The organism is Erwinia typographi (assembly GCF_000773975.1).
GTDB lineage: Bacteria > Pseudomonadota > Gammaproteobacteria > Enterobacterales > Enterobacteriaceae > Erwinia > Erwinia typographi.
On record NZ_JRUQ01000105.1, the window covers coordinates 1 to 20,080 of the forward strand.

The following is a 20,080-nucleotide window of genomic DNA, read 5'->3' on the forward strand; positions in this document are numbered from 1 at the left end:
GATTATTCAACCACTACAATCTCAATAAATCCTTCAGCCTGCCAGTTGTCGTCATAACGGTTTTCTTTGCCGTCCAGCCACCACTCGTAATCAACGGACCAGTTGTTCAGCGTAAGACCATGCATCTGCCGGTAATAGTCCATGATGAGCGTCCAGCAGTCCGCATGCCCCAGCACCCAGCGGCGGCCAACAAGGTCACGATCTTCACGCGGGGAGAAAGTACAGAAATCACCGTCCGGCCACGACATAATCCCCCACTCCACGCCGCTGTGATCGCACTGTATGCGGTCCATTTCTGACGGTACCAGCGTTGCCACATCGGGATGAGAATGGACTATCATCAGCACGTCACCCTGCGTTTCGGCTGACAGGTAGTCTTCCGGCGCCAAGGTGAAATGTTCCGTAGGTTTATCTGAGGTATTGCGGCAGGGAATGTACGTCTGAGCGGCAGCGGCCTGAACGATAACGCCGCACGCCTCTTTCGGGTATTCAGCGGCCACATGTTCCCGGATGGCCGCCATAAGTTTTTCACGCATGGTTATTTGCCTTGTAAATTTGCGGCTGGCATGCCCCCGAACGGTAGCGGCTGATCGTCACCAAGCCTCGCTTTACAGTCTGCCATCCGTCCACCGCACACATCTTTTGACGGGTCGTCGGTTGCCGTACCGTCTTTGGCGAAATATTTAGTGCCGTTGTAATCACAGCCTGTGCCCGTCCGGTACCAGCCGCGCATGCACCAGGTACAGACAGGCATAATCTGCCGGGTCGGCAGTTGCAGGTTCTGGATGTCGAACGGCGAACACAGCTCAAAATCAACCTGTACCCGCGTTTCCGCTGATTTGGCATTGACGTAAAACAGCTGCACCCGCTCTTCCTGCGGGTTGGCGTTTGGATTGCCAGCAGTCCAGTTTGCCGCATCGAGGTATTTCGCCAGTGTGGTATGGATTTTTACCTTCGCCTTTACCATGTCGTCGAACTGAAGGCACAACGCCGTGACGTAGTTCCCCACGTTGCCGACGGACAGTTTTGGTGTGGGCTGTGAGCCGGTACTGGTCATTTCCAGCCCTGTCAGCTCATAGGGGTGAGGATCGTACTCATTGCCCTGCCAGATTATCGACGGCAGATTTTCAGCCGCGAATGAAGCCCAGCCGTCAGTCGGTAGGTTATAGGCGTGAAAACGCAGCACCGTATCAAGGCCGAATTCAGTACCGTCAATCTCGATCAACTGAATCAGCTGGCCCGACTCCAGCGCCTGAATATCCTGGTTAAAGCTCATATTTCACCCGTAAAAAAGGCCGCACGCGGCGGCCTGTGTGGATTTGCTGAAGTTATGGGGCAAATGCCTGTTCAAACGTAAAGGTGATTTCGACAAACCCTCCGTTGATAAACTTCGAATTAACCGAGTCCGATTTGACGCGGTAAAGTTTCTTTTCCCCCCAGGGGTTAACCCACCAGAAGGAACTGATCACATGCTCACGAAGAAACACACGCAGCGGCCCCATATCAGCGGCCACGCCGTTGCAGGTCAGCGACCATGTTTCGGCCGCCATATTGATCCCGTTACTGCTAATCTGCTTATAGCCGTCACCGAACTGCGCCTGGTTGGTTGACACGTTCAGCTGTTCGCTGCTGTTGATCCTGGCCGCCCAGGTAAAGGTATCTGTAGCCATCAGCTCTTATCTCCCTCTGTAAAGCAGTCCGCCTGGCGCAATCTCTTTGCGAAGCCGATCGGAAATCTCACTCTGAATAATCGATCCCAACTGATTGGCTGCATTAGCTGTGCCGCTACTGCTGGTCTCTCCGCCACTTTCGCCCTGTACGAACGTGACCGGCGCATCAACCTGAATATACGTTGCACCGCCCTGTGAGGATTTGTCGCCACCCGACACTGCCCGGACACCCAGCGAACCATCAGCGCCACGGGTTAACGGCATAATTGCTTCAGGTCCTGCTTCGCCCATCAGTCCAGCGCCTTTGGCGAACGCAAACAATGTTGGCTTACTTACGATACTGTTACTGTGAGTACTGAGGTCTGATGAAGAATAAACGCCGCCTTTGGCGTTTAAAGCCAGATTACTGTAAGCGCCGGAACTAAACGCACTGGATGCTGCAGCCGTTGAAGCCCCGGACGCAACACCGCCGCCAAGGCTCATAAACGATGACAGAATGGTTTTTGTCAGGATGGCTTGCGCCGCCATATCAATCAGGTTCTGAACGATACTTTGCGTGAGAGAAGCAAACATATTCTGCATGCTTTCTCTGAAACTCTGCGTACCGGTCAACAATCCGGTAAGAGAGTTGGTTGTTCTTTCACGCACTGTATCGATCAGACTGATGTAGCCCTTATGCAGCTTGCTCTGCCCGCTGTAAAGGCTGAGCGCCGCCTGATATTGGGCATCAGCGGAATCCTGTGAAGATTGCTGCATCAGTGCTTCATACTGCTCCTTGCTTATTTTGCCATTGGCATAGTAGGCGTCGTACAGACTCTGCTGCTGGACCAGCTGGTTTTGCAGGCGGACAACGGGGTCGACTTCTCCCGCGATATTAAGTTGTGGGGCTGCTGCTGCGTCAGCCTGGGCCTGGAGTAACTGCCGGGTGCTGCTCTGAGTAAGTTCAAGTCTGGCGGTCTGATATTCTTTTTCAGTCAGCAAACGGGCATCGAAAAGCTCTTTCAGCTCCAGGCTGGTCTGCTTTTCCTGGGCTATCGTCGCTTTGCCCGGTGCGTATTTTTCGGCAAGTTCAAGCCGTTGCCGCTGATAGTTATCCGCACTCAACAGCAACGCTTTTTGCAGGTCCTGCTGGCTGGTACCTGAGGCTTTCGCCTCCTTAACCAGTTTTTCCTGAGCGGCTTTTTCCTGCAAATTGATTTTCTGCAGGCTGGTTGCGTGCTCTTCCTCAATACCCTGCCTCAGGCTCTGAAACTGCTTAAGTGCCTGCGCCCCCTTTTTATCCGCTTTCGCCGGGGCGTCCCCCGTCCATGGAGACTGAACACCCTTACCTGCCTCACTCAGCGCTTTAACATCGCTTTGCAGATTTTTTGCTGAATCAGCGATCCCGGTCTGGACAAGAAAACGCGCTTTACTGACGTTCTCCATGTTGTCCTGAGTGGTTTTCAGTCCTTTATTAACCGACTCAAGGTCAGCTTCAGCGCGGGTTTTACCGGACTGCACCCCCGACAACTGCCCGAAGGGATCAAACCCCTTGAGGTCACCAATACGACTGTCAGCATCCTGAATTTCTTTCATCAGTTGGTTACGCTGGGTGACCTGATTTTCATACTGAGACTGAAGGTCCAGCTGCTTTACTGACAGCTGCTTATCTGACAACTGCATCAGCGCGGTAGTGGTTTCAACCACGGCATCTTTCAGGTTGATCGCTGAGTCCCGCGCATCTTTCGCCTGTTGGTGAAAATACAGCAGGGCTGAACCGGCCAGCATAGCTGCGCCAAATGGCCCGCCCACCAGCGACAACGCACCTTTTGCCAGGCCAACGGCAACAGATGCCGCACGGGCAGAAACTGAAATCTGCCTGTTGGCCGTATCCAGTTGAATTTTTGCAGCAGTAGCGAGGCGGGTTTGTTCAGTTTCTTCTCTTATCAGCCGGTTAAAATCCTTCTGATAACTGACATTGAGCCCATATTGTTTTGCCGTCTGCTCCATCGCACGGTACTGACCGAATTCAGCATCATTCCGTTTCAGTATTGCTGCTGTTGATTCCAGCGTTTTCTGGGCAATCGCCGCCTGCGAAGCTGAAGCGGCTTTCACTGCTGCCTGATTATCCTTCCATGCAGACAGACTTTCCCGAAGGCCAGCAGTAAGTTTTGTTGAAATAACCGGGATCAGGGTGTATAGAGCAACCGAAGCGACCATATTGAAATTATCAGTCAGGCTGTTGATGCCCTCAGTGATTGCCTGAATCCCTGACCTGAGCGGACCGCTACCAGACTGGCCGACTTTAATAATTAACCCTTCGAAAGCACTGGTAAGCCCCATAAGGTCGCCATTCAGGTTATTAACGCGGATGGCGGCCTGTTCGTGGGCAGTTTGTGTGCCTGTAAGAGAATGGGTGAGTTCATCAAGCTTGCTGCGATTATCAACCAGAATAGATGCGGCGTTGATATTTTCCACGCCAAACACCTTAACAGCCTGTGCCGTTGACAGGTTTTTCCCGGCAAGATTCCCCAGCGCCTGGCTGAGCCCCACTACTGACGGTTTCAACGTTTTATCCGTACCTTTTTCAAGGTTCAGAATAACATTACGCAGTGCAGTACCTGCCTCCCCACCTTTGATCTCACGGGAAGCCAGCACCTGAATGGCGGCGTTGAGCGTTTCAAAACCAATACCAGCCTGGGCTGCCGCCACCCCGCCATTTTTGATAGCGGCAGCAGTATCACTGATTTCAGATGCACCAAATTTTGCACCTGCGGCCAGAACGTTAATATAGCGGTCAGCCTGCTCTGCACCTGCACCAAACTGATTAAGCGAAAGCGCGAGGGTTTTGGTGGCATCAGGCAGCGTACTCCCTGCTGCCTGTGCAAGCACCAGAGCACTGTTAGTGGCTTTGGTCAGCCCGTCCGCTGTTTCCAGCAATTCCGGTTTCGCCGAAGCCATCAGCTTCAGTGCTTCCACTGCCTGACTGGCACTGTATTCTGTCGTCCGCCCCATTTCCTGTGCGGCGGCGTCCAGAGTTTTAAGCTGTGCGCCAGTCGCCCCGGTTATTGCAGAGAGGTCAGACAGCGCCTGCCCGTACTGGCGAGAGGTCTGAATAATTGAGCCGAGAGATAACCCCACACCCGCAAGCCCTGCCAGGCGTCCGGCCAGACCGGTTACGGACGAGGTCACACGCTTATAAGCGTCTTCCGTCTTTTTAGCATCGTCCTGAGCCTTCCGGTTGAACCGGCCAGACTGGTTATTCGCATCGCTGTATGCGCTCACCAGCTGAGATTTGAAATTAGCGGCGTTCAGGTGAAGCCCAACAGCCAGCGAAGCGACATCAGCCATTACATTAGCGCTCTCATTACGGCATCGCACTGATCGTTAACGGTCGGAGTGCGCTGCTCAGGTTCAAAATTACTGACGGCTTCCGGTTGTTCAGATCGGGCAAGAATGCCCTGGCTGAGAAAGTAGGCCCGCCAGTGCTGAAGGGTGTCAATTGGAAGATCGGCGATTCTGGAAGGATCAGGCTCACCCCAGCGATCGGCCAGCCAGAAAATCAGCTGGAGCCAGGGTGAGCGGGTAAGTTTTTTTCGGCTTCATCCAGTCGTCCAATCGCATGAGCTTTGACCTTTCCAATAGCATCAATAAGCGTGGGGTTATCGTGTGCAGCAATAAGCTCTGCGGCGGTTGGCAAAAATTCAGGTAAAATCGCTGACCCGTCAGGGTTAACCAGACTGTCAATAATTAACTGAACGCTCATTTCTGAGGAACGCCGTACATCATCTTCCAGTTGTGCTTTATCGAGTGCTTCTTCGTAATCAATCAGCTCTCCGGCAGTCCTGCGGCGAAGATACACTTTCGCGCCAAACAGCTCTGTTTCAATTGCGGTATTCCTGGGCTTAAGAAGCGCCTGCTTCAGTGCCGACAAATCAAAATTCTGTGCGGTCATTTTTATTTCCCGATAGAAGGTTTAAAGCCGCCGTACAGGCGGCATTATGTGGAATTCAGTAACCCGGAAAAGACTACGAACCGGAAGCCGTACCCCACACGATGTTATTCTGCTTACCCTGAACGGTAATCTGAATAACTTCACTTGCAGGGGCTGTGATTTCGTTCATCTGCCAGCCTGACAGCGCCAGGATCATATTCGCCGTCCGGCCATTAGGTAGCTCAACGTAAAACTGAACGGTTTCACGGTTTTGCGCGGAATTAAGGAAGTCGGCAAAATCCTGATTATCCGGGTCATCAATAAACCCCAGCGACTTCTCCGGCCCTTCAGGCAGGTCACTGATAAATTGCTTGCTCGTGTCTATCAGCGTGGTGCAGTCTACAAAGCTCCCCGTCTGGCCGGTTGCTCCCAGCGCTTTACAGTTGATCAGGGGTTTCATTTCGGAAACATCAGCGCCAGCAGCGCCATACAAAACCACGGTACCGGCAGGCAGCATCGCGTATTCCGGCGAAGTTTTATTATCAGCCATGTTTTTTCTCTCTCAGATTGAATGGCAGCAGACGCTACCCGTTATTGGTAATGCGATCGCGGATTTCCACCGCCAGAATGCGGAGAACTTTTGCTTTGTTGTAGTCCAGAGCGGGACGGATGAAGGGATCAGGAACCTGTTTGACAGTGCCGAATTCCTGCGCCAGCGCCTTGATATAATGTTCTTTGCTGGGTCCTACACGTAAGGACACAACCGTATTTCCCAGCGTTTTAGTGGAAGTACGGATTTTGATGGAATCGCGCATATGCGGCCCACTGGCGACATCGTCATAACCAGCATGCTCTTTCATGTCCTGCTCAACGATTTCAAGTGCTACGCGGCCAGCATCGCGGAGAACCTTTTTACCAGCCTTTTCTCCCAACGCCATCAACTGGCGCTCCAGCTCAGCCAGTCCGGTTACTTCCATACGGATCATGATGTGCCCTCGCTGAAGTAAATGATGAAGTCCCTGACCAGCCGGTACTGTACCTGGTTGCTCGTAAGCGTGACGCAGCTTTGCTGAATCCCGCCCCGCTCCACGTACTGCACCGGATACCCGGCAATCTCTCCCTGCCGGATACCACGCCACGCTGACCAGATAGCCCGGTCCAGTTCCACCAGCGCGGTGTAATCATTCAATCGGTAAAGGGATATCTGAAAGCGACCGGCGATAAGCCCCGTGCGAACCAGGCCGTTATCCATCTCTGGATCGGAGATACGCTGGAAAGTGACGCCCTCCTGCACCGGGTCCGGCAGCAAAAGGGGATATACCGGCAACCCGGACAGCGTGCCTAGCGCCGTTTTGATAGCCTGTTCAATCATGGCGGACATCTCTTTCGGCCTTCAGAACAAGCCGATCGGAGAGACTGTGATCAACCGAAACCACGGTCCAGGTCGCATCCTTCCACTTAACCTTCCAGTCAATGCTGACGCCCGGATAAGGCCAGATCGTGAAATGCCAGGTTTCAACGACCTGCTGCTGATCCAGCGTACGGATTTTCCGGTTGGACCTGATTTCAGTGGCGGCCCAGACCTTTGCCACATCGACGGGCTGCCCCGGTAGCGGTTCGCCAAGTGGCCCGGTTGTGATCTCCACCTTTTGCAGGGTAATAAGGGCGTTCAGGTTGCCCGCATCAAGACCAGCTGACATAACTCATCCTCAGATAATGGTGGGGACATGGAGCGTGCGGAGAATAGCCTTTACGCTGAAAGGAAGATCGCCATCGGGAAAGGCCGTTTTATCTTCACCCGCCCTGATCCGGTCAAGTACGGCGATCAGCGCCAGGGTGCCGCGCCTTACCCTTCGCAGCGCAGCGCCCTCAATAAGCTCGCCCTTTTCATCAATAAATTCGTCCCTGTGACCTTTTACATAGTCAAGCACAGTGGCACTGGCGTCAGAAATCGTATCCTCCAGCCAGTCATTTTCCTCATCGATGTACCGGCGAAGGTGATCTTTAACCTCTTTAAGAGTGACAAAATCCGTCATGGTTTAGACCTCGTATCGCGCCCGCGCTTGACGGCCAGCGTCCAGCCTTTTGAACCGGGTTCACCCGGCTTAGCCGTGGTTTCCTCATGGCAGTACCAGACTGAACCCGCCCAGGTCACACAATCACCAGCCAGGTAGGTCTTGCCCTCGCTGAAGATGTCGCGGTAAATCATTACCGGGATACTGAACATTTTCTCCGTCTTTGCCCCGCTGGCCTGCGAAGCGGTCACAGTGAACCTACGCTCGCTCTCCTGGGTGATATCAACCGACGTGACGCCGTCCACCACGCATTCCCAGCCGTTCATGCCGGTAGTTTTCTGGAAGGAGCGCCACAGACCGCCGTTGTGGCTGGCAAAGGTGCCGCGCGGGTAGGATTTTTCAGCATCAATGCACGGCAGTATTTCGATCTGCAACGCGTCTTTGCCGTCAGTGCCGGGCTCACCGTCTTTCGGTGCTGGTATGGCGCTGACAGCATCCGCCACCATCGCGGTGATATCCGGCAGCGGTTCCGGCTGCGGCAGGCTGATTGCCGAAACTTCTGTTGCCACGGCCGCTTTCACCATCGCGCCAATATCAGGCAGCGCGGGGAGTTCAGGCTCCGGCAGCGCCGCAACAGCATCTGCAATCATTTTTGCCACATCAGGTAACGGTTCGGGCTGCGGCACGTCAATACCAGCCACCTGCTCAGCCACGGCCGCTTTAACCATCGCGCCAATATCAGGCAGCGGGGGCGGCGGAGGTATCTCTATCGCTGCAACGGCTTCAGTAACCATCCGGGCCACATCCGGCAACTCTGGCGCTGAAGGCACCCCGACGTGTGCGAGAACCGCACTGACAATGGCGCTTTCACCCGGCACTGAACGCTGAACATCCGCAATCAGTGCTGCCTGCTCAGCGATAACGCGATGAAGTTCGCCGATTTCCCGCGTTTTTTCAGCCAGCGCGGCATCGTATTTTATCTGCATCGCGGTAAGCTGCTCTTTTACCGCTTCGCCCACCGCCTGCAACAGTGACATGTCACGCTCATTCATGGGTAAATATTCCTCTCAGCATACTGACCGCCAGTGAGCGTTGCTGCTCCGGCAGCGCCCTGCTGGTCTCATCGTCTTCAGGGGTAATGGTGGGGGCCGGGGCTGTTGAAGAACCGTTACTGAACGGGTTATCCTGCGCATCGCGCTTCGCCAGCGCAGCAAGGCTGTAATTCTGCTGCTGCATATAAGGCGTCTCACCTCCGGTAACAGGTGGCATATTCTCTTTCTGACGCGCCTGGTTGGGCGTGAGAAACCCGGCGCCAATGCCCTCTTTGTAGGCTTTGTAACGGCCTTCAGTGTCCATGCGGATCAGCACATCGAGATCAAACTCAACGCCGGTTTGTTCATCAAGCCCCAGCGATTCATCCAGCAGCAGTTCAATCGCCTCAATATGGGTCTGAAGACACTGTGAGTAATACTGCTGGTCCAGCGCCTCGATATTGTTGTATGAGGGAGCGGTAGACGTATCGACCTTATAAATCGGGACGTGGAACGTTGAACAGATGATTTTGGCCGAAAGGTTCAGCTGCTCCACCATCTGCGCATCCACGGAGGTCATGGTTACCGTTTTGAAATCTGCGCCATCCGAGAGCAGGCCGGTTTTTCCCGCATTGGCCCCGGTATACCCGGCATCCCAGTCAGCTTTGATGCGTTTTGCATCATCAGCATCTATTCTCCCCGGTACGACAATAACGCCGCCCGGCCTGCCACCATTTTTAAAATGATTAACCGAATTACTCAGGATGGCATCACCCTGCATGGCGGTCAGCCCACACGCATAAACAGGGGAAAGCCCGCACAGAGGGTGAAAAAAGCAGTTGAAGCGGTCGTGAATAATTTCACGCGCGGGAACCATTACCTGAGCCTCAAGCCCGTGAACATTGTCTGGCCGCACCTGGTAGAAGATTTCACCATCCTCAGTGACGTAGGGGGTGACCTTATTCGGGTCAAGCACGCGCCACTGTTTAACAAAACCTGAGCCGTCGCGCAGTTTCAGGACATAGGTGTTACCGTCTGAGAGTTTGGAGTTCATCCAGGATTCGAAGAACTGCATCCGCGTCTGAAAACTGTTCGGTTTTCGCAGCAAAGGGGAAATCCGGGTATCAGCATGATCAGCCCAGATACCACTGTCTGACCTCTTTTTCAGCAGCACCGGCATTTTGGCGATATCTGCGGATATCAGCGAAATACAGGAAAACACGGCGTGATAAGCCAGTACGGTTGTACTGTCCACCTCAATATTTCGCTGCCATGCCCCGGTGAATGATTCAAAAATCCGCAACCAGCCACCGCCAGACACCGCCTGTAACGCCTTTTCTTCCCGTGCCTTTCGGCGGAAAATATCAAACATCGCGCTGTCTCTCCTGGCGTTATTTCTTTCTTTTACCCTGAGTTTTTTTCTCAACCGTATTGAGAAATTCGACATAGCCCATCAGGCGCAAAATCTCAGCATCCCGGTCGCTCAGACAGCGTTTTTCACCCGCAAAGGCATCATGCGTGCTTTTGAGATATCTGACTTGCTTCATAGAAAAAGTGCGGGGATTTCTCCCCGCTGCTCCTTAGCTACCAGGATTAGCGCCATAGTTCACGCCGGTGATAACGGCTACTGCCGCAGTACGGCGTCGCTTCCAGTTAATCCAGCGTTCTGCGCGGATCGCCACACTATTGGTCTGGAACATCGACACCATCTCTGTTGGTGTTGGTGTAATGCTGTCACCACTGGGCTCACTTTCCATTTCGAGAGATGCCTCGCGTGACATATCAACCGCTACACCGCCATCATCGGCCAGGTAAATATCAGGCGCGTTTACCAGCACAAGCAGATTGCCAACGTACTGCGATACAATTGCTGGCAGGCCCTCAAAGACACCACCAAACATGGTCATGTCTGGATATTCTTTCTGGCCCAGTGCATTTTTGCGTTTTGACAGGGCTAATGCGGTGGTGCTCGACATCAACCAGACGCCGCCAGTTGGCTGCAACTCAGCATCAATAAATACCTGGAAAGCGTTGCTGCTGTCGGTATCAGGGTCGCCGGAGCTTGGGATCTGAGTGGCACCATTGGTAATAGATGCAGGGGAAACATCAGGGACCGCGGCCTTGGCCGGATTAACAAAATCGATATCCAGACGCGCAATAACCGCTTCCGCCAGTTGATCGCGTACCATTGCATCTGCGGCCGGATTTGAAAACCGGATAAGCTCATCAGTAATGACCGCAATAGTCGCCACCTTTGAGAAACCAAACGTCACCGATTCAAAATCAAAACGGGTAAGCGGCTTGGCTTTACCCTGACCGACCCAGCTTGCAGAACCACCAGAAGTCTGAGCGTGAATGCGAATGTTGAAAGGAACTTTACGCAACTGTGGAATGTTGCCCTGCCCAAACTGCCCAACGATTGTTTTTGGACGCAGGAACTCAATAAAGTCCTCTGCATATTCCTGGTATTCGACGAGGCTTCCTGCCCACTGAGGATCAGTCGTGGTACCCGCCCCTACTGCCGACTTCAGAACATGATGCAACTTGGCATCGCGAGGATATTGACGTTTAGCGATCTCCAGAGCCTCTGATCGACTGCCGTTTGCTGCGGCGAGGGATTTGGTAAAACGGGCAAACGCGATACCTTTTTCAAGCGGCTTTTCGACGTGGATGACCGCTGGAGCACCTTTTTCTGTGGTGTTAATAACAGTGCCATTAGCCGCTTTATTTACAGGCTGAGCGGTTGCGGCTTTGGTAGACTCCAGTTCACGCAGCCGTGCAAGGTGTGCATCCACGGATTTGATTTCCGCACTCACCTCGTCATATTTCTCTTCCTCTTCAGCGTCCAGGGTACGGCCTTCTTCAAAGGATTTAGCCATCACCGCTTCGCGCTCAGCGTCCAGGGTGGCACGCTTGGTTTCAAACGATTTAATCTGCTCTGCAATATTCATCTTGGTTCCCTTAATCGGAGTTATTTTTTTTGCTGTAGCGCCAGCGGTGTTTTTGGGGTTTGATTCCGGCTGCTCATGGCCTGACGCGGCACGCAGCTTTTCATCAATAGATTTAACGACCTGGATCGTGCCTTCGGCGTTGGCCGGGACGGTCACCACAGAGAGCTCGTACCACTCCCACCGGGTGAATCTGATCCCGCCTTCATCGATATAGGCGTATTCAATGGGGAGAAAGCCGATAGACAGACCTTTCACCAGCCCCAGACGGATGCTCTGCCAGGCTTCTTCCAGCCGGGCGGCCAGTTGGCTTGGCGTATCGGCCTTCGCCAGCTTTGCCTTGATTTCAATCCCCTCTGGCGTCACCTTCGCCGAGGTAACTTCACCGATCGGTGACTGATGGTCGTGCTGCCAGAGCAGCGGGATTGGAAGCTGAAATTCGGCTCCCTCCGGCACCATGATGTCGCCATAACGATCGGGCGTTGGCGTTGTCGCAATGCCGGTGATCTCCCGCGTTTCCTCATTAACCGCCTTAACCTTAAGGAGGCTGACGGCGTGCTGTTGCTTCATTTTCTGATCTCCAGAAACGCAAAAACCCGCCGCGGCGGGTCGTGAAAAGCGGATTCTCTATATGAAAAACACGCTGTAATCTTTTTTGGCAGGTTCCGGGTTAAGTGATATCAGTGAGATGGCATTAAAAAGCGCCATCAGAGGGTCAATTTTACCGATGCCGCTGGCCCCTTTCGTTACCAGTGGGGCATTACCGCTGATGACTATTTTTGCATTACCGACACACCAGTTCATCAGGGGCTGGGGCGCATGACGGAGTGTTCCCTCGGCCAGTTTACGTTCCGTGGTTTTACATGCACCGCCCAGCTTCCAGCCCTGACTGATACCTACAACGGAATCCTGTGGTATTCCGGCATCAATAAGCGTGTCAAGCAATACGCCTATTCCTGCGGGGTCCATACCTACTTTATCGAGCAGGCCGGCTTCAAATATCTGTGAAACATACATCGCCACTTCGTCGGCATCATCGCCAACCCGTTTAACAATGCTGAGATCGCCCTGCTTCTCAAAATCCCGCAGCTTGCTCTCTTCGCTCTTACGGCGATCCAGAGCCTTAACGTGACACCAGGCATGGGACCACGTAAGCCACTCCCGCGTTTTTTTGTCCCGCCCTGCAATCGACAGGCCCAGCAGGTCATCAAGCCCACCGCCATCGATACCGACTGAGATCACTTCACAGCGACTCAGTATCTGCTTAAAAGTCACGGAAGGATCGGCCTGTCCTTCCCAGAATTCCGCGCCTGCCCACCGATCACCACGCAGGTTCATGCCAATTTCAACATTCAGATGCTTAGCCAGAAACTTTCTCAGGCTGCCTTCATCTTCCTGCGACCGCTTACGGTATTCGTCGTCCAGCCACTCTTTGCTGACGGAACGGCCCATATTCGGGTTGGTGATATAAAAGTGGTCAGGGTTGCGGAAATCTTCGTTTTCCACCATTTCGGGGGGGAACTCGTATAGAATGCCCAGCGTTTTGCCGTCTTTAATAATGCCGTCGCGAACGTTGCGCCAGTAATCCAGCTTCTTCTTGAAAACGCCTGCCGGGGGTTCATCGCTCTGCGTGGTCAGATAGATAACCCATCCCTCGTTACGCGATACCTGTCCGCCCAGCGCTTCGATAAACATTGCGTCAGCTTTTGCGTTTTTGCCGAACAGCCACAGTTCTTCGACCAGAATGCGCCCGGCCTTCTTACCGGAAACCGTATCACTATCTGCGGCCACAACCTTAAGGCTGTTACGGTTAATCCGGTGAGTAATGGTGCGGATATGATCCTGGACGTGAAAAAGCGCTGACAGTTCTTCATTCTCACGCACCATACTGGCTGCGGGTTTGAAGCAGTTATCTGCAACCTCTTTGGTCGGAGCCAGAATCAGATGCTCTTCGTCGGCACGCCAGCAGATGATAAGAGCTGTGAGCATTATTCCGGCAGCAATAGTCGATTTGGTGTTTTTCTTGCTGATCAACAGCCCGTATTCACGGATAAGCTGATTGCCGGTCTGCTGGTTATAGCCACCAAATATCGCCAGGACAAAATCAAAGACCCATTCCTCGGAACATTCACCAAACGTTGGCTTTCCCGGCAGGTCGGTGACTCTGAGCTCTTTAAAAATAGAAAGCGCGTGATCGCCAGAATCGCGAAATATAGGCGGTGGGATGATAGATTTTCGGTTAATGAGCCTGCTGGCCCAGTCAGTACAGGCGGTGGACCATTCCGGCATTTATTATCTCCCGTTACTCACGACCAGTTGGGGTGGCGCCATGCCAGTAAACTTGCTGGCGACAGCCTGTGCAGCGGCCTGCTTAGCGTCTTTTTTGCCACCTTCACCCTTTTTCGGGTGCATATAAGGCAGCATCGCTTTGGCAGAATCCCGTCTGCCCGGATCATCCGGCTCTTTCCCGTTCATAACAGCCTTAAGGTATTCGATCGGGTCGTCGTAGTACCGTTCTGTCTCACTGCTCCCTTCGCCGGTGTTTACCGCTGGGGTATAAACATTTTCGGCGGGGGTATTAACATTCCCCCGACATGCCGGAGCATCATCGACTTCGATAACTTCGTTCTTTTTGCGCTCAATAAAAGCGATGACCTCCGGGTCTTTAGCCAGCTGCGAGCCCTTGGAGCGCGCGGATTTCCCAGAGTACCCCGCTTTTATTGCCGCATCTTTTTTTGACATACCGGACATCAGCGCCAGAGCAAATTTTCGCTTCTGGGCTGTTAACATGTTTACACCCTCCAAAGGGGAAATTTTCTGTGCGTGAGAGGAGGCGCGGTGTCCTGAGCGAAAGGGGTTGTGATTCTGAGATGCCCCCCCCCACCCGGTCCGGGCGCCAGCAATGCCCTTCTCGGTGGCTTTGGTTCCAGATATGGCATCGCTGGAGGCTCACCGGTCACAGCCATCAGCACCAGTCCATGCTCACCTCATACAATGGTGACCGGCAAACCTTCGCCTGCAGGTACATCATGCTTAAGTGCCTCTCTATCAGGCTGCCTTGTTGAGGTCTCACGGGCTGTCTTACCAGCATGGCATTCAACGCAGAGCGTCCAGAGATTGGACTCATCGTTACCACCACCGAACTGAAGAGCAATGCGGTGATCAAGCTCGCTATCACGCAACTCAACGAACCGTTTGCACATACAGCAGCAGCCATCGTCGCGTGTATAGATGCGGCGCTTCAACCCCACTCTGGCGCTGCCAGTTACACGAAGCTCTTCGCTGTTCAATGTCTTCAGGCGACGGGTATCAATAGCTTTCAGTCGCGGTTTAAGTGTGGTCAGTCTGGACATTCAGCCTCCATGCCCTGCGGCGCTCAGTACGTGGTGTGTTGTCCGGGTGACGCTCAACAGTCACACCATCGGCATGATCAACCAGTGAGTAACACGGATAGATAACCCTGCGGCCCAACGCATCGCCAACGGCATAGTCAGCGGCTTTGGTCCGGTTCCAGTTCTTCAGGATAGTGCTGATGCTGCCTTGTGGCGGGCTGTAGCACACGCCGTGAATGAGCCTGTCCATCGTGATGTAGTCGCCCTGCCGTTTGTCTGCCTCTATCAGGCTGGCGGCTATCTGCATCTGATACTGCGGCGGCCTGCCGGTGCCCAGGTAAAAGCTGACTATCTGGTCAGGGAAGCGACTAAGCCATTCACTAACCTGCTGCCTGAATCCCTGCACAGGCTGAGCATCATCCTCACAGATAACTACCCGACAATCCTGCTGGCCTGCCCACTCAATGGCGCGGCGGTGACTGGCGTTAGCGCCGTTGTCCCCCTCATCAATGAGGGTAAGAGCACCCAGCGATTCAGCCAGGCGCATTGCCATATCGCGGCGGGAGTGATGGCCGAGCACCACAAATTTGACATCACTCATGATTTACCTTTGGGCAGCCAATAAAAAAGGCCGCCTGAGCGACCTTTTCGAAACATTTAATTGTTATGGATTTCGACAGAATGGAGTGACGTCAAAATCAGTCATTCTTCCGCTCGCTTCATAACCTGCTATGAATCCTGCCAGTAGGTTAGTAAACATATCGGCGGTCTCTTCGCTTACATCAAAACCATCTTTCGGCTCAAATCTACCGTTATCCCAATACAAATTGTCAGGGACTTGAAACGTGTTACAGAAGTCAACAACTGTAGAGCTGCTTTCAAAGCCCATAAGAAATTCTCCTTTCTGAAGTTAAGCGATAATTCATTATCGCCAGATGGCGGGCTATTTATGCCTCCACCACGCGTATTCTCTACCCATCCCTTCTGTCCTAAAAACAGTATTGACACACGGCCCAGCCACAAGTTTATCAGCATAGCGATGCGCTACAATGCCGAAAGCTATCATGTCACCCACACACGGCTTGCCCTTCTCTTTACCCCAGAACCGGTTGCTCTCTATGCGGTAGTAAAGCCTCACGATTGAGTGAGCAAACGCCATTACGTCAGCGCGGGAGCCACCTAGCAGCCCGGCATTCAGCATCAGGTCGTTGCGGTGCTGTTCGATGAACTCCTGATAGATGCGCTCAGGGTGATGCCCGGATGCCCACGGATCGGCATAGGTCTTTGGCTCGGAGCCGACATAGAGCCTGCCCGCCTGCATTTCTGCCCACGGCTCACGCAACATCTCAACGTCAGTGCCATCGGTACACCAGACGAAACGGTATTCAGGGTGAGCACGCAGGTACTGCCAGATATGCAGCCAGCGCCGGAAATAAACATTCATCGGCACATCAGGGACGCGGTGAAGCATTGCGCCGGTTGGTGCTGTTTCCAGCTCATCCACCAGCACAACAGCATCAGCGCCTTTTACCGATGCGGACCATTTAGCCAGAAGATCAGGCGAGGCCACCAGCTTAGTGCCGCGCTGCGGGTCTGGCTGGCTGGTCAGCAACGAGGTGATAACCAGGTTGCGCTGCTGCCGGAACTCCGCATAGCCGGTATAACCTTTGTCCCGGCGTTCGTTATGAATGGTGACGTTATGCTTAACCTGCTGCTCCCTGTCCGGGCGCGAAACTGATCGCTCAACCGCTTCATGTTCGTCCAGCGAGTAAATCAACTGGTCAGAGCCAGCCACGTCTGCAAATGCCCAGGTGGTTAACCCGGCGTTATGGATGCGAAGCGCGAGATCAGAATGCTCGTACATGCCGCGTCCATATACCGGGTCGAAGCCGCCAACCTTCTCTATCGCGCTGCGATGGTAATACAGCATCACGCCGCGCTGCCCTGTGTAGGCAACGTGTTTATCGTCTCGGTACAGAACAGCCAGATCGTTTAATTTTCGCGGGCCAGCCAGGTCAAGGAACTGGTAGGCAAGGTGCGGCTCAGGAGATGCGATGTAAGGTTGTTCCCATCCACCAGCAATTGGAAATGCGTCATCGTCCCACAAAAACAGATGTTCGCAACCGGCATCAATCAGCGCCTCAAGGCTGCGGTTTTTCGATGCCACAATACCCAGCGACTTTTCGTGGCGGATCAGTGTCACACCGTCAGGTACCACCACCGGCTTGTTTGACCCATCATCGACAACCACCACCAGCGCACCGGCGGGCAGGTACTTTAACTGTTGCTCCAGAGCGCGGGATAAAACATCGTGCCTGTTGTGGCTTGTGATCGCCAGTCCGATACTGGAACGCTGCTGAGCTACTGGCGCAAATTTTACACCATCAATCACCACGTCCATTATTGCCACCAGAGTAACCCGCCAGGCTTCAGCTCTTTTTTAATAATTCCCAGTACCTTTTTCTCTAAAAACTCGCTGGCCTGTTCGTCGAAGTCACTGGTATCAAGTTCAAGCTTAACCTGAAGTGTGCTTGTGGTGATGGCTCCATCAGAGATTACACCGTCCCTGATTAGGGGCTGCCACGGTTCCACCTTCAATTCTTCTTTGTCCTTCTCAGGCTTATCTCGCTCATCACGAAGGTTAAGCGTCACCGGAAAATACTCTGGAATCCCATTAACTGTCGTTCTCACGCCCCATGCGTCATAGCAGGCGGAGCCAGCGGGACTATGCATCTCATAGCCATCGTCACGGACAGTAAGTTGCAGATGCTTCATTGTATCTTCGAGGCGAATCATCTTCATTCAGAATATCCTGCTAAAAAGTGGGTATGGCGCGCAGGGCGGACAGTAAATTAATTTTGCATTATCGAGCCTTCCAGGAAGAAAGCTCTGTAATGCACACTATCAGACCAGCTTTTTCGCCAGTTCAATGAGGTCATCAATCACGGCGTGGGCCTGCGCACCTGCAGCGGCCACCAGCTCTTTCAGTTTCTCCAGCACAGCTTCGGTGTTATCAGTGGTTGCCGGGGCTGGTTGTTGCTCGGTTACTTCATTCAGCGGTTCAGACATTTCGGTTTTCTCTCTGGAGTGGGTGAACAGGCTTTTCAGCCAGATGAGCATTTTCATTTCTGCGTTACGCTTTGTTTGCAAATTTCCCGGTTACTTTCGGTTATGGTGTTCACCGCGCAAGATGCAGCTATAGGGTTCGCACCACCTTTAACCATTCGTTCAATCGTCGCATTATCATTAATGTTGACAGCCGCTATACCGGAAACAATCGTGACTATAACGGCCAAAATTGTTCCGAATATGAAATGTTCTGGTTCCATGCTTATTTGCCCTCTCGGGTTGCTTCAATCTGGCGAATGCCATAGCGGTCGATGTTGCATTGCCCCAACAGGCCGAACAGCTCAGCGTTAAGCTGGACGCTGTCGCCAAATGTCATGGTGTCCGGCACGGGCGGCACATCAATTGGGCTTGTCAGCGCCGCTGGCAGGCTTACCGCTGGCTGCTTTACCGTTCGGTACTCCACTGGCGGCTTTTGCGGCGTCCCGCAACCGGTCAACAGCATCAGCGGGCACAGGAGCAACAGCACACTTATCAGCCGCGAGATAACGCTTGATTTCATTCTGGAGAGTCCTGTTCTGCTGTGCTGTGACTGCCCGTTGCTCAGTGACCTGAGACATGACGGCGTTCTGTTGATTTACCGCTGTGACCAGGTCTTTTACGCTATCCGCCAGGCCATCGTTCTTGGAGCGCAGATCGTTAATCTGCGAGTCTTTGCTGTTCGACAGTTGCTCCAGACGCTCATTAGTGGCCGTCAGCTGAGAATTGCGGGCATGAAGCCCCCACAGCGCTATGCAGATGAGGCCGACAACTATGACCGGAGAGTAGTTTTTGAAGAAGTTGATGATAGCCATATCACCTCCTGTTTTCAGACGAGGTCGAGCGCCCTCACGAATACGTCAAATTCATAAGGCTGGCTGCCGTTCTCGTGTTTGATAATTGCCTGCAAAAGAGGGAACAGCTTTCGGCTGTCTGACAGGTCAATTGGCTTATCAGCGTCCGTACCCGTCGCCAGCGCCACACTTTTGATATAAGCGGCCGTGTCGTTTTCGTTCGGGGGTGCCCAGCGCCGGATAATGCCGTCAATTGTCTTCAGGCCATATTTACGCTGATAGTTGCGCAGAATGATTATCATCGCGCGAATACCGTACTCAGGCCCGGTAAACTGGCAGAAGGATTTATCGGTACGCTGAGCCTGAGGGACCAGACCTTTCCAGTCATCACCCCAGCGGATGTTGCCCGGATTGTTGTTGCGGATGCCGCGAGTTTTGTCACTGCCCGTCATTAGTCGTATCTCCTGCTTTGCGGCTTATCCAGCCCCGTAATTTCTCGCTGATGTAGTCGTTACCCACATAGCCGATGTAAACCGCAAGAACCTGTGCGGCGGCGTCTGGTACGCTCCAGTTGAATACAGCCCCGATCACCTGAAGAGTCGGCGCAGCGAAGAACGCCAGAGCGCTGCATGACACAGCGTCGAGCACCCTGTTACTCCAGGGGCTTTTTGCATATGCGTTTCTTAATAGTGAAAACATGCCCGCTACTCCGGCATATCCCCATTCTGTTTTGTGGGCGTACAGCCACATCAGTACGTTGGCCCAAAAGCCCAAATCATGTTCTGGAGACATACGCCTGTTCCCGCCACCGGGATGATGGCGGCTTGCTGATTGAAATAAAAAAAGGCCGCCAGATGGCAGCCTCCAAAATTAGTGCGGGCGCTACACCGCTGCGCTGGCGTGTTATAAGTTGCCCCGATGCCTTCAGCGGTAAGTTCCGTGCTCGTCAGTACCGGGGCGAATTCGTTGTTTTCACCACTGATCAAATATCAGGATTCACTGCATCATCATCCGGCATTATCCTGCTACGCTCAACCTCTGCCCCGGAAAAATCCTATGCTGTAGCCGATGCTAAAACAGGATAAACAGAGTGATAACACAGGCAGGATCGCGTTCATAATTTCTGGCATGGAAACCTCTCAATGGACTTTGACACTTTAGGCATCTGGTTCACCATCATTGGCGGTATTGGCGCAATTATAGGTTTATTCGTGCCACATTATTTAAGCGCACGGTCATCACGTAATGAGGAATGTAGTGGTTGAATAATCA

General features: G+C 53.2%; 26 protein-coding genes and 1 pseudogene. 1 reads left to right on the forward strand and 26 read right to left on the reverse strand.

Annotated elements, in window-relative coordinates; translation table 11 throughout:
* Positions 1-17: 17 nt before the first annotated feature.
* The 26 genes and pseudogenes from NG99_RS26150 to NG99_RS26275 form a co-directional block, all read right to left on the reverse strand.
* Positions 18-536: pseudogene (locus tag NG99_RS26150) on the reverse strand (C40 family peptidase); the annotation flags it as partial.
* A gap of 2 nt (positions 537-538) precedes the next feature.
* Positions 539-1,276 carry a phage minor tail protein L gene (locus NG99_RS26155; protein ID WP_034899550.1) on the reverse strand — a complete coding sequence of 246 codons (738 nt, stop codon included), beginning with the start codon at positions 1,274-1,276 and terminating at the stop codon, positions 539-541.
* Between the two features lie 52 nt (positions 1,277-1,328).
* A complete protein-coding gene (locus tag NG99_RS26160) occupies positions 1,329-1,670 on the reverse strand; it encodes a phage tail protein (protein WP_034899552.1) in 342 nt (113 codons plus the stop codon).
* Positions 1,671-1,676: 6 nt separating this feature from the next.
* On the reverse strand, positions 1,677-5,000 hold the full coding sequence (locus NG99_RS26165; protein ID WP_034899554.1) for a phage tail tape measure protein: 3,324 nt from the start codon (positions 4,998-5,000) through the stop codon (positions 1,677-1,679).
* A gap of 211 nt (positions 5,001-5,211) precedes the next feature.
* Positions 5,212-5,604: a phage tail protein gene (locus tag NG99_RS26170; protein ID WP_034899556.1), complete on the reverse strand. Its 393-nt coding sequence runs from the start codon at positions 5,602-5,604 to the stop codon at positions 5,212-5,214.
* A gap of 73 nt (positions 5,605-5,677) precedes the next feature.
* Entirely contained in the window at positions 5,678-6,133 is a 456-nt protein-coding gene (locus NG99_RS26175; RefSeq protein WP_034899558.1) for a major tail shaft subunit, read from the reverse strand.
* A 34-nt stretch (positions 6,134-6,167) separates the two neighbouring features.
* On the reverse strand, positions 6,168-6,569 hold the full coding sequence (locus NG99_RS26180; RefSeq protein WP_034899561.1) for an HK97-gp10 family putative phage morphogenesis protein: 402 nt from the start codon (positions 6,567-6,569) through the stop codon (positions 6,168-6,170).
* The gene (locus tag NG99_RS26185; RefSeq protein WP_034899564.1) at positions 6,566-6,955 is read right to left on the reverse strand and encodes a hypothetical protein; all 390 of its coding nucleotides are present in this window, start codon (positions 6,953-6,955) and stop codon (positions 6,566-6,568) included. Before NG99_RS26185 ends, NG99_RS26180 begins: the two co-directional genes overlap by 4 nt.
* Positions 6,948-7,283, reverse strand: a complete 336-nt coding sequence (locus tag NG99_RS26190; protein ID WP_034899567.1) for a head-tail adaptor protein — start codon at positions 7,281-7,283, stop codon at positions 6,948-6,950. The genes NG99_RS26185 and NG99_RS26190 overlap by 8 nt, the downstream gene beginning before the upstream one ends.
* A 9-nt stretch (positions 7,284-7,292) precedes the next feature.
* Positions 7,293-7,619: a head-tail connector protein gene (locus NG99_RS26195; RefSeq protein WP_034899570.1), complete on the reverse strand. Its 327-nt coding sequence runs from the start codon at positions 7,617-7,619 to the stop codon at positions 7,293-7,295.
* The gene (locus NG99_RS26200; protein WP_052130890.1) at positions 7,616-8,650 is read right to left on the reverse strand and encodes a hypothetical protein; all 1,035 of its coding nucleotides are present in this window, start codon (positions 8,648-8,650) and stop codon (positions 7,616-7,618) included. The genes NG99_RS26195 and NG99_RS26200 overlap by 4 nt, the downstream gene beginning before the upstream one ends.
* A complete protein-coding gene (locus NG99_RS26205; protein ID WP_034899571.1) occupies positions 8,643-10,001 on the reverse strand; it encodes a phage portal protein in 1,359 nt (452 codons plus the stop codon). Before NG99_RS26205 ends, NG99_RS26200 begins: the two co-directional genes overlap by 8 nt.
* 19 nt (positions 10,002-10,020) lie before the next feature.
* Positions 10,021-10,176, reverse strand: coding sequence for a hypothetical protein (locus NG99_RS29550; RefSeq protein ID WP_157032722.1), 156 nt, complete (start codon positions 10,174-10,176; stop codon positions 10,021-10,023).
* 33 nt (positions 10,177-10,209) lie between these two features.
* The gene (locus tag NG99_RS26210) at positions 10,210-12,147 is read right to left on the reverse strand and encodes a phage major capsid protein (RefSeq protein WP_034899574.1); all 1,938 of its coding nucleotides are present in this window, start codon (positions 12,145-12,147) and stop codon (positions 10,210-10,212) included.
* A 57-nt stretch (positions 12,148-12,204) separates the two neighbouring features.
* Positions 12,205-13,866, reverse strand: coding sequence for a terminase large subunit (locus tag NG99_RS26215; protein WP_034899576.1), 1,662 nt, complete (start codon positions 13,864-13,866; stop codon positions 12,205-12,207).
* Between the two features lie 3 nt (positions 13,867-13,869).
* Positions 13,870-14,367: a terminase small subunit gene (locus NG99_RS26220; RefSeq protein ID WP_034899577.1), complete on the reverse strand. Its 498-nt coding sequence runs from the start codon at positions 14,365-14,367 to the stop codon at positions 13,870-13,872.
* A 197-nt stretch (positions 14,368-14,564) separates the two neighbouring features.
* Complete coding sequence (locus NG99_RS26225; protein WP_034899579.1) at positions 14,565-14,930, reverse strand: HNH endonuclease; 366 nt, start codon at positions 14,928-14,930, stop codon at positions 14,565-14,567.
* Positions 14,908-15,510 (reverse strand): hypothetical protein, encoded by a 603-nt coding sequence (locus NG99_RS26230; protein WP_034899580.1) that lies wholly within the window; start codon positions 15,508-15,510, stop codon positions 14,908-14,910. The genes NG99_RS26225 and NG99_RS26230 overlap by 23 nt, the downstream gene beginning before the upstream one ends.
* 63 nt (positions 15,511-15,573) lie before the next feature.
* Complete coding sequence (locus NG99_RS26235) at positions 15,574-15,798, reverse strand: hypothetical protein (protein WP_034899583.1); 225 nt, start codon at positions 15,796-15,798, stop codon at positions 15,574-15,576.
* Between the two features lie 54 nt (positions 15,799-15,852).
* Positions 15,853-17,310: a glycosyltransferase family 2 protein gene (locus NG99_RS26240; protein ID WP_034899584.1), complete on the reverse strand. Its 1,458-nt coding sequence runs from the start codon at positions 17,308-17,310 to the stop codon at positions 15,853-15,855.
* A complete protein-coding gene (locus NG99_RS26245; RefSeq protein WP_034899585.1) occupies positions 17,310-17,711 on the reverse strand; it encodes a hypothetical protein in 402 nt (133 codons plus the stop codon). The genes NG99_RS26240 and NG99_RS26245 overlap by 1 nt, the downstream gene beginning before the upstream one ends.
* 102 nt (positions 17,712-17,813) lie before the next feature.
* On the reverse strand, positions 17,814-18,029 hold the full coding sequence (locus NG99_RS26250; protein WP_034899587.1) for a hypothetical protein: 216 nt from the start codon (positions 18,027-18,029) through the stop codon (positions 17,814-17,816).
* 211 nt (positions 18,030-18,240) lie between these two features.
* Positions 18,241-18,480, reverse strand: coding sequence for an Rz1-like lysis system protein LysC (gene lysC, locus NG99_RS30525; protein WP_456297746.1), 240 nt, complete (start codon positions 18,478-18,480; stop codon positions 18,241-18,243).
* Positions 18,377-18,829, reverse strand: a complete 453-nt coding sequence (locus NG99_RS26265; RefSeq protein ID WP_034899593.1) for an Rz lytic protein — start codon at positions 18,827-18,829, stop codon at positions 18,377-18,379. Before NG99_RS26265 ends, lysC begins: the two co-directional genes overlap by 104 nt.
* A 14-nt stretch (positions 18,830-18,843) precedes the next feature.
* Positions 18,844-19,260: a structural protein gene (locus NG99_RS26270; RefSeq protein WP_034899595.1), complete on the reverse strand. Its 417-nt coding sequence runs from the start codon at positions 19,258-19,260 to the stop codon at positions 18,844-18,846.
* Positions 19,247-19,600, reverse strand: a complete 354-nt coding sequence (locus NG99_RS26275; RefSeq protein ID WP_034899597.1) for a phage holin, lambda family — start codon at positions 19,598-19,600, stop codon at positions 19,247-19,249. Before NG99_RS26275 ends, NG99_RS26270 begins: the two co-directional genes overlap by 14 nt.
* Before the next feature lie 32 nt (positions 19,601-19,632).
* Here NG99_RS26275 and NG99_RS29555 point away from each other — a divergent pair, with 32 nt between their 5' ends.
* Positions 19,633-19,893 (forward strand): hypothetical protein, encoded by a 261-nt coding sequence (locus NG99_RS29555; RefSeq protein WP_157032723.1) that lies wholly within the window; start codon positions 19,633-19,635, stop codon positions 19,891-19,893.
* The last annotated feature ends 187 nt before the right edge of the window (positions 19,894-20,080 follow it).